This is a genomic window from Schlesneria sp. (genome assembly GCF_036405755.1).
GTDB classification, from domain to species: domain Bacteria; phylum Planctomycetota; class Planctomycetia; order Planctomycetales; family Planctomycetaceae; genus Schlesneria; species Schlesneria sphaerica.
Genome location: NZ_DASWWZ010000465.1, coordinates 1 through 10,099, shown reverse-complemented (window position 1 = coordinate 10,099; position 10,099 = coordinate 1). Strand labels below are relative to the sequence as shown.

At 54.5% G+C, this 10,099-nt stretch carries 4 protein-coding genes; all 4 read right to left on the bottom strand.

The genetic code is table 11. The features are described from left to right. A partial coding sequence (locus tag VGE80_RS15920; protein ID WP_440593358.1) for a tetratricopeptide repeat protein occupies window positions 1–2,314 on the bottom strand: 2,314 nt, incomplete at its 3' end. Between the two features lie 249 nt (window positions 2,315–2,563). Next, the gene (locus tag VGE80_RS15915; RefSeq protein WP_440593357.1) at window positions 2,564–6,868 is read right to left on the bottom strand and encodes a tetratricopeptide repeat protein; all 4,305 of its coding nucleotides are present in this window, start codon (window positions 6,866–6,868) and stop codon (window positions 2,564–2,566) included. Window positions 6,869–7,029: 161 nt separating this feature from the next. Then, entirely contained in the window at window positions 7,030–7,671 is a 642-nt protein-coding gene (locus VGE80_RS15910; protein ID WP_373651378.1) for an exosortase C-terminal domain/associated protein EpsI, read from the bottom strand. Between the two features lie 193 nt (window positions 7,672–7,864). Then, window positions 7,865–10,099 (bottom strand): polysaccharide biosynthesis tyrosine autokinase (locus VGE80_RS15905; protein ID WP_440593356.1); only part of this gene is annotated, 2,235 nt, incomplete at its 5' end.

The following is a 10,099-nucleotide window of genomic DNA, read 5'->3' as shown; positions in this document are numbered from 1 at the left end:
CGATATCGACTTCTGCCCGATGCATTTCTTCGGTAAACGAGACGTGCGACTCTTTTAGTTCGCGGATCAGGTTCGCCGCCGCGTCGAACTTCGACAACTTGAATAGCAAGGCGAGAGTACGACCGGATACAGCTGTACTTCGGTCTCCGAGTCGAATTGCCTCGAGGTAATAGTCGGCTGCCTGGTCGTGGTCCCCAAGCTGTTCGCTGATTTCACCCGCAAGCAGCGGGATACGACTCCAGTTCGGGGCGGTTGTCTTGGCCTTACTCAAGTGGGCGAGGCCCTCTCGCCGCAGTGTTTTGGCGTCGCTTTCTGAGGGAGCTCCCTTGCTGGAAAGGGACAGTCGAAGTGCCTGGCCGTAATGCCAAACAGCTTTCTCGCCAGCAATCCCCTTCACTTCTTCCAGAACACTCGCCATGAGGTCGGGCTTCTTCGCGCTGAGAGCGATGTCGAGCAGAGCAAGGCGAACGGGAAGATTTTTCGGTTCTGCTGCGGCGATTTCCCGTCCCAGCTTTTCCGCTGTGACCTGATCCCCTGCATTCGAGAACAGGGGCACCAGTCCACCGGCAAGTTCCCGATATTCTGCATCGGTCCATTTGCTGTTCTTTTCGGCGAGCTTCAATAACTGGGCGATTGTATCGGGCCCACGGTGCCGCATCACGTAGCGAGCCTTGATCAGCCTCAATCTCACCGTGTCGCCAAAATGTTCATTGGCCGATTGGATGAGCTGTTCCGCCTTATCCCACTCACTTTGCAGCAGTGCCAGCGAGATTTCCGCTTGCCATAATTCCATCGAATCGGGGTTTTTTGCGCGGGCTTCTGCGACGACTTTCTCGGCCCCGGCCACGTCATCATGGGCCAGGTGCTTCTCCATGCGGAACAAGGCCACCTGGTCCTGGAGCGAAGGCTCGCCTTCCATACGCAGTAGCACCTTGTCGAATTCATCCCATGTCGCGGGGTGAGTCAGGTTCCAGGCGAGCAATGCCTTTACCAGACCGATTGCCGCAGGCACAGGAGCTTTCGGCAGCGTGAGGAGCTGCTCATATTCCGCAATGGCTTCAGACAGTAATCCTGCGTTGGACAGGGCGTTCGCCAATTCGAGGCGTGACTGAGCGTAGTTTGGATCCAAGGCGACGGAACGCCTCAGGGAAATCAACTGCTGATTCAAAGACAGTGTTTCGCCATGAGCCATTCCAAGCCAGAATTCAGCGTCTTTAGCAAGGTCGGGGCGATCCCGTAGATTGTTACGAAACGATTCGATCAGATCGATGGCTGTGAGCCAATCCTGTCGGTAGATCGCCGACTTCGCCTCGAGGTAAGCAACCAGTTCACGCCGGTACTTTTCCTCACTCAGTCTGCGAATCAGGCCCTCTGCTTCACTGAACTTTCCCAGTTCGATCGCAATATCGGCGAGCGACCACTTGATCGGAAGATTGTCTGGAGCAGCCGCCACCCCACGCATCAGGACGTCGAAGGCGGCCGGCGTATTCTTTTGCATCCGCTCCAGTTCCGCGAGCGACACATAGAATCGGTGATCGGTGGGATGAACACGTATACCGTGATCCGCGTGCTCACGAAGTTCATCCAGCTTGTTGCTGGTGTACGCTAGAAAAATTGCCAGTTGCCGAATGTCAGCATTATCAGGATCAAGTTTGATTGCCTGTTTGATGTCCTTTTCGGCTTGCTCCAGCATTTCGTCTGCATTCTGCAGTTCCAGTTTCCGGGAGGATTTGGGTTCTGCAAGTCGCTCGGCCAGCCACTGTGCCCGATAGTAGTATGCCATCGGGTCGTTGGGATTCTCGGTGACCATCTGGTCGATGACGAGATTTGCATCTGAGGCCCGATTCAACCTCTCATGGCGCAGCGATGCGAGCATGGTGTACGATTTGAGATATGTCGGATCGGCCTCAATCGCAGTTTCCAGGGGCCGCTCCGCCTCGTCGAATCGATTCAAGGAAAAAAAGCATGTACTGAGCTGTGTCAGTGCTTCTGCATCCTTGGGATTCTCCTTCAAGAGATATTCTTCGATTTGCGAAACCGCTTCGGAATAACGACCGATTTGCAGAGAGGTCCGTACCAGATGCCGACGGACGTCCGACCGGTCCGGGACCAGCTTGAGAGCTCGATCCATCATCGCATAAGCCTGATCCGGACGCCCTGAATCCTCAAGCAGCTGTCCGAACAGGATCAGACCTTCCGGGTCTTTTGGTGCCAGCAGGACATAACGGCGGAGATAGGCGGCCGCAACGTCCATCCTGTTTTCTGCCAGGGCACGCTTGGCCGCTCTCACATAGGCCTGTGAATTGCGCGACATCTGGAAGGAGTGCAGAAGGTACAAACCTCCAGCCAGCCCCAGAAGACAGATCATCAACACAAGGATGAACCTGAGGTTCACCGAGCGTAGGATCTTTTGGAGTCTTCGCTTTCTCGACTTTCTGCCTGAGCGTCTGAGCGTCGCGGACAACGGTGAAGCCTTAACAAAATCTTATTCGAGCAGTTGGTGCGGCATCGAGTGTTGCGTCAAAATCAATCAGATTGTTTATGGTCGTAAGTATACTAGCCGTTAGGGAACGTCAACATGCAACTGTTCTTTCAATTTATTTAGAAATTGACGCTCGATGGGATGCAGGTCCCGCTCCACCAGACCAAGTTGAACTGCTCGCTGTAAAGCGTCCTTTGCCTCTTTCAGCCGATCCGTTCTACTATAACCCACTGCCGCGTGGTATTGCTCTTCGGCCGTTTCCTTCTCGTCGATGGCTTTCTCAAATTCTAGAACTGCCTTATCCGAGTGTCCAGCAGCGAGATACACCATTCCTTTAGTGTCTAAAAAGGCCTCGTTTCTGCCCCCGTATTCAATGGCCTTGTCAATCAGACTTAAGGCTTCCCGGTGACTACCACCAGTTAAAGCGAGGACATACGCGAGATTGTTCAGAGCAATTGTATTCTTGGGGTTGCTTGCGAGCATATCCCGATAGATTTTCATTGCCCCTTCATAGTCACCACGCCAGCTCATCAGATCGGTCAAGGCGAGCAGGAGCGCGACTGAATCAGGATTCTCTTTCAACTTCTGTTCGACCAACCGCTGGATCACAGCGAGTTGATCGGATGTCGAGAATTTGTTTCGCATCACCTTACGGGTGATTCCCGTGACTTGAGCGACGGTCGCTTCAGAGAAATGCTCCTGGAGAAGTTCCAGTGAGCGGGCGACCTGTTCCGTAACTGCCAGGAACTCGGCATATGCCAGAATCAGGTCAGGCTTCTCGACGATGAGCTGCTCGTAAAAAGACGTCGCTTCTGCGGCAAACTGCCTCGCGAGATCCGCCTGATCTTTATCCTGTGACAACTTCGTCGAGTAAGTCTCAAATTGCTTGGCGGCCCAGTACTTTCTAAATGTCGCAGCATCAGGTCGTTCGTCCGGTGTCGCCTCTTGTGTGCCGACTTTCTTGAGCAGTGTCGCGACCTCGTGGTACCGATTCCTTGCAAACAGAACCTGCGCCTTCAGGTCGAGTGTGAGCAAGTCATTCGGCACCAGTCTTTCAAGCGTTTCCAGGTAAACTTCTGCCTGCGGAATTTCTTTTTCCATCAAGTTCAATTTCACGAACGCGGCAAGGAAGCGCGGATCTTCTTTACGATCGCTGATCGATCGCCGGAGCTCGGACCGCCACTTCTTCAGGTCCCCTTCCATTTGGTAGAGGCTTGCCAGTAACCAGTGATCATCTGGCTGGAACTCGCCCGGCCGTTCCTGATTAATCAGATCTTCCAGGATCATGATTGCCTGGCGTCGTTCAATGGAGTTTGCACCACGGGCGTAGATATTGGCCTTCAGCCGCAGATCCTCAACTGTGGCAGGGCTGACTTCAGCGAGATTCTTATCGATCTGAACCAATGCCTCTGCCACGGCCTCACGCTGGCCGTAAGTAAGAAGTGCGATGACGAGATTTCGCCGCAGCCAGAGTCGCGTCTGCTGGTTGAGGGCGGGTTTGCCAGAGGATTCCTGCAGCATCTCTCGAATTGCGACTTCGGCCTCTTTGATCGCGCCCCACTTTACGAGGAATTCGATCCATCGACGGGTCAGCTCGGAGTCCTCCGGTGCCTTCTTGAGCGCCTGTTGGAAGTGTGTCTGGGCCAGATCTTTGTTGCCCAGTGCGTCGTAACATTGCGCTAGCACAAGATCGACCTGGTCGGCCTCGAGCGTTTTTTGCGCCTCGGCGATGGTTGCCTCCGCCTGGTCGATTTGTTTGTTCTGAACCAGCGCCCGTACGAGACCGATCCAGGCTTGAGGTCGATTTTTTTCTACAGCGGTCACAATCCGAAATTGCTCGATTGCAGCCGGATAATTATCGACGTTCAAATAGACTTGCCCCAACCAGAGCGGGTCCTTGAAGTTTGACTTCCCGGAAACGAGCTGGGCAACCATCTTGCGCACCTGGTCTTTGCGGCCACGCTGCAATTCGACCGCGATCTCAGATTTCACCATGTCCACAGTGAAAACGGATTGGGAGTCTTTCAACTGCTGAATCAGTTTTTCAGCATCATCGAAACGATTTGCGCCGATGAGCAGTGTGAGGGCACGACTGGCAACGGTCGGGGACCTTTCACCCATTCGGATAGCTTCGAGATATTTTGAGATCGCCTGAATCGCGTCGCCGCGACGGTCGTGAATTTCCGCGGTCAGCAACGGAATTCGTTCCCAGGTCGGCCGGATCGCTCGGGCTTTTTCCAAGTGTCCCAAGGCGCTCGACCAGGCTTCAACATCATTCGTCTCTTGTGCCTTCAGCACCAGACGCTCGGCTTCCCCGTAATGCCAGACGGCTCCTTCACCGACCACACGGCGAATTTCGTTGAGCACCCCCTCCATCAGGTCCAGGCGCTTTGCGCGGCGAGCAATATCCAGCAGTAGCAGGCGAATTCGCAAATTGTTCGGCTGCTCAGTTGAAATCTGCAAAGCGAGACGTTCCGCGTCTTCAAAGTCATTGGCGAGCAAGAATAATGAGGCTAACCCTTCCGCGAGCAGTTGTCGGTCCTGTGCAGAGTATTCCGGAAGGGGCGCCGACAGACTTCGAAGCTCTGTGATCGCCTCGGGCGAACCACCATTCTGAGCGACGAGTGCCCGAGCTTTCATGAGTCGCACAGCGACAACATCGCCGAATTGTTCCTCTGCACCGCGAACAATTTCGTTGACTCGGTCTCGGTCGCGACCCGCCAGTGCGAGATCAAAGTCAGCTGACCAGAGGTCAATCTGATCCTTGTGCGACTCACGCGCAGCAGAGATCGATTGCACGGCTCCGGTGTAGTCTTGCGTGACCAGTTGCCGCTGCATGCGGAGAACGACGAGCGTCGCCTCCTGGCTGCCGTCAGCATCGATTTTTTTTAACACAGCATCGAATTCACCCCAGCTACGTCGGTTCGCGGGCAGCAATAAGTTCTGCCGTAGCAGTAGCTTGGCCAGTGCGACATGAGCCGAAACAGGGGCATCAGAACTTGCGCAAACTGTTTGAAGCTCGTTAATGGCTTCCGTGATCTGATCAGCAGCAGCCAAGGATTCCGCAAGGGCGAGACGTGCCGCGTCCCAGTCCGGGTCGCTGGCAACGGCCCGGCGGAAGCTTGCGAGTTGCTGGTCAGGAGAATTGATCTCTCGGTAGGCCGTGCCGAGCCAGAAATCGACGTGCCGCAGATACACGGGCCAGCGGATCAGTCGCGGACGAACGTTTTCGAAGGTTTCAATGGCTTTCGACCAGTCGCCCTGCAGGAACGACATGCGCCCCTCAAGATACTCGACGAGAGCGTCCGTAAATCCACCCAGCCGAATCTGGGCCAACGAATTTCTGGCGGCGTCAAATTGACGTGACTCGATGAGTAAGCGCGCGAGGTTCCATTGCAGATCAAGATTCTTGGGGATTAACTCTACGCCCCGGCGAATGGCCTCGATCGACGCTTCCATGTTTCCTGCATCAGCTTCCAACGCGGACAGCATCGTGTAGAACTGGGGATTGGAAGGGTGCTTTTCCAACCCGTCTTGAATGAGTTTACGAGCTTCTTCGAGACGATCAGTTTGCTGTGCGATCTGGGCTGCCAGGATGAGCGATTCGATATCCTCAGGTGCGAGACGCAGAGCTTCCCGAACATCAGAATCAATCTGTTTCAGCGTTGCCTCGACATCGAACTCAACACCGCGACGCGACTTGAAAGCGGTCCGTGAGTCTAGAAAGTGCCGGAACAGCCACTGGCTTCGAAACGAGTAAGCTTTGGCGTTATCTGAGTTATTGGCCACCATCTGGTTCAGCGTTTCCATCGCGCCTTTCAGATTGCCAAGCTTGGAAGCCTGGATGGACGCCATCAGAACGTATGGTTCCAGCCTCTTCGGAGCGTCCTTCATGGCCCGTTCGAGCGTGATTTCGGCTTCAGCGAATTCAGACAGCCCGATCTGGGCAGAAGCTAACTGCTCAAGAAGCTCTCCGTCGTTTGGAGAGTCTGGCAACAGGTGGTTCTCCAGATGCTCAATCGCATCGTGGTAGCGAGCAATTTTCAGGCAGATCGTGACAAGTCGCCGACGCACATCAAGTCGTCCGGGGGCTTTCTGGATAGCCCGATCCAGTGCGTTGAATGCCTGTGGAAGCTGATCCTGGTCGGCGAGCTCGAATCCGTAGAGGATCAGCCCTTCTGCGTCCTTAGGCGCCAGCTTGATGTATCTTCGAAGATAATTCAGGGCATCATCGGGGCGGTCTTCAGTCTGGGCACGTTTCGCCTCGCGCATGAAGACATGTGCGTTACGACCCATCTGATATTGATGGAGGAAGAACAGGAGGACCGCCAGAACAACCGGTATGAAAACCACACCTGCCAACCAGCGCAGATTGATCTTGGGCATTTAAGGGCGCCTATCACTTATTCAAAGGCTGAATGGAGTTCACACGAGCAAGATCACCGCTGGGTTTGACCGTGATTTCAATCAATCATTGCCCAATCGGCGCAATACAAAACAACTGACTGTGAACAACACTCTCAACAGATTTGACGCCGAAAGCGGAACTAAAGTTCCGTTGACCATTGATAGACGTTCTTGGCAAATTCTTCCAAGGTTGGAAGCACCACATCGAGGTCATGACCCGGAGTTTGCAGCATGAATTTGATCGTGGCCGGCCATTTTTTCTTGCCCCACAGGTCACGGTGCACGCTTCGCGCTTCTGCTGCCGTGTTGAAGGTGGCGTGACCAATCTGGTACCAGTAGCCCACCACACACCGCTCACCATCACGGTCAAGGAGCAATACGCACATCGGCCATGATCCTGATGGCGCGGTGCATTGCACGGTCCGCTCCGTCACGATCCTCCACCCCGCGTTCGTGTAGCAGATCTTCGGGCTATGAGGAGCTACAGAAGCGACGGTCTCGGGGCGAACCCACGCAGACGCGTGCAGAATCACAGAATTCCCATTGGGATTTTTGTAGTTCCGGTTAATCGAAGAGTCTGCGTTCAGGATGATGGCGACATCCTCATCGACGGGCAGATCGGTTCCGACGTATCCGTCAAGCTCAATCGGAAACGTTTCCAAGCCCCGGCTGAGGGGCTGGACTTCGAAGGTGTAACCCGATCGAACCCACCATGTCCCGACAAATCCACCCACCATCAACAATGCCGCAAGCCAGATCCGACTGGAGAACTGATTCATCATAATCTTGCTCTAAAGGGCTCAAAGGATTGCGATCGAATGAAGCCGAGTTCAATGGACCGAAGCAGAATCACTCATCGTGAAAACATTACAGGTCGCGACATTCTGCGGGTCGATGAAATGCGACAGGGGAATCGTCGACAAAAGTGAGATCTGCGACAAACCGATTGTACGCCGCAGATCTCAACTGGACAGACTACATTGCACTTGTTGATCGGGAAGCCGCAATTCCCGTTGACGCGATGCGCCGCTCTGGAGGCGCCTCGTACGAGTTATAGTAGTACCCGCCGTTACTTTCGCCAGATACCACACAGCCAAAAATGTTAACTCCATAGTCTGTCAGGATGCCGCGAGCACTCGCGACCTGCCCCAATTGACTTCTGTCTTTAAGCACTGCAAGGATCACCCCGTCCGTGTGCTGACCGACAAGCCGGCCATCGACGACAGGAATCTGGGGGCTGCTGTCGACAATCACGAACTCGAACTCAGCTCGACACTTATCGAAGAAGTCATCCAGTGTTCCGTTGGCCGACTCTCGCAGGAGACTTCCTGGGACGTTACCCGCCGTCAGCATACTCAGGTTCGGCCAGTCCGTTTCGATGACCGCTTCTTTCAAGTCGACTCCGCTGCGAAGAACATCGCTCACGCCGGGGCTGACGGGGAACTTCATTCGTTGATGTAGAACCGGTCGTCGCAAATCGAAGTCGACGAGAAGTGTTCTGTGTCCCGAATCGGCCAGGCTGCGTGCCAGTTGCTCTGACAGCGTCGACTTCCCTTCGCCCGAAACGGCGCTGGCGACCATGACGATGCGGTTGCCCTCACTGGCGAGCTTGCGAAGCAGCATCGCTGTGACGCCTGCGACAGACTCAGACATCCGGTCTCGCCAGACCTTCACATCTGCTCCGGCATTCGGATCGTACAGCTTCTTCATGATCTTGGCCGGCACACGGGGCAGAGACCCCAGAACGGGCAGGTTCATGTTGTTATTAATGGTTTGGACATTGTTCACCGGGTTACGCAATGAATCCAGGAATACGAGCAGGCCCATGGGGGCGAACAGACCAAACGCCCCCCCCACAACGACCAGAGGAATTCGTCGTTTCGATTCACCCACCGTAGGGACACCCGTCGATTGGTAGCGAGTGATTCGAGAGGCCGACTGCAACTCGATGGTGGTCCGTTCGATTTCCTGGGTCACCTTGTCGACGATCGGGTCGAGGTTGGTGATCTCTTTACGCATCATCTCGACTTCGATCGATGACCGACCGAACTTTCTCGATTCTGCTTCGAGCAAACTCATTTCGTCACGCAGTTCCTGGGCGTGTGCTTCAAGTGCCTTGATCTTGAGCGGCAGGTTTTCACCTTTAGCTGGCATTCCCGAAGTGGCCATACCGCTTTGAATCAGTTGTTTCACCCTTGCCTTACGCTCTGCAAGCTTCGCTTTGGAGTCCTCAAGCTGCTTGCGATACTTCATCGAGTACGACTCTGCAACTTTGGGGTCGTACCGCTTCTGGGCGAGTTCGATCTTGTGTTCGTAGCCGGCCACTTCTTTCGTGTATTTGACAACGTCTGGATCCGTTTCGATTGCTTCGTTCATCATCAATTCGTTGTCAGCGTTCGTGGTGTCTGCGACTTCCTCTGCCGCCTTTTCTGTCGCTGCGCGGCCGAGCTTGCTGAATTCCTCTCCAGTTGCCGAGGGGTTCTGCGCAATCAATTCGCTCTTGGCCCGCAGGAGCTCGAATGTGACTTTGGACAGTTCCTGTCGCAGGAAGCCGAAGTGAGAGATCACACTTTGCTGTGCGAGGTTGATGGTGTTGGTATCGCCAGTTCCGAATTTCTCAACCAGCGTCCCAAGATTTCCCCGTTTGGTTCGAACCTTCTCCTCAGCATCGCTCAAAATCTGTCGCAATCGCTCAATTCGACTCAGCCGTTCCTGTCGATCTTTTTCAACGACGTCTTTCATGTAGACATCAACGACCGATTTTACGATGCGGTGGGCCGCGACGGGGTCCGTGGACGTGAACGTCACGTTCATGATTTCCGCGTCATCGGGATAAACGACTTTTAGATTCTCCTGCAACCAGCCAATCGGATCGGGATTGTCAGCGATCTGCTTCAGGCTGGCGACTTCCGGGTCTTTAATGGCCTTGTTCAGCGCCGTTGGCTGAAGCAGAAGCTGCCGCTGTGTATTCTTGTAGTTTTTGAGTTCGCCGTAACCATTCTTGCCCTGGTTATCGACAGTTTCGAAAATCAGCGGGGTATGGTTGGGCGAAACCCGGACGATTTCCGTGGCGGTGAACTCTTTGGGGTTCAGGACCCACATCAGAGCAGCCAGCGGAACACTGAAGAGGATTCCGAGAACAGAACCCAGGAGCCAGTTCCGGCGGATTGAGTGCAGGTAACGGGAGAAATCTGCACCAGCAGCCTCGGG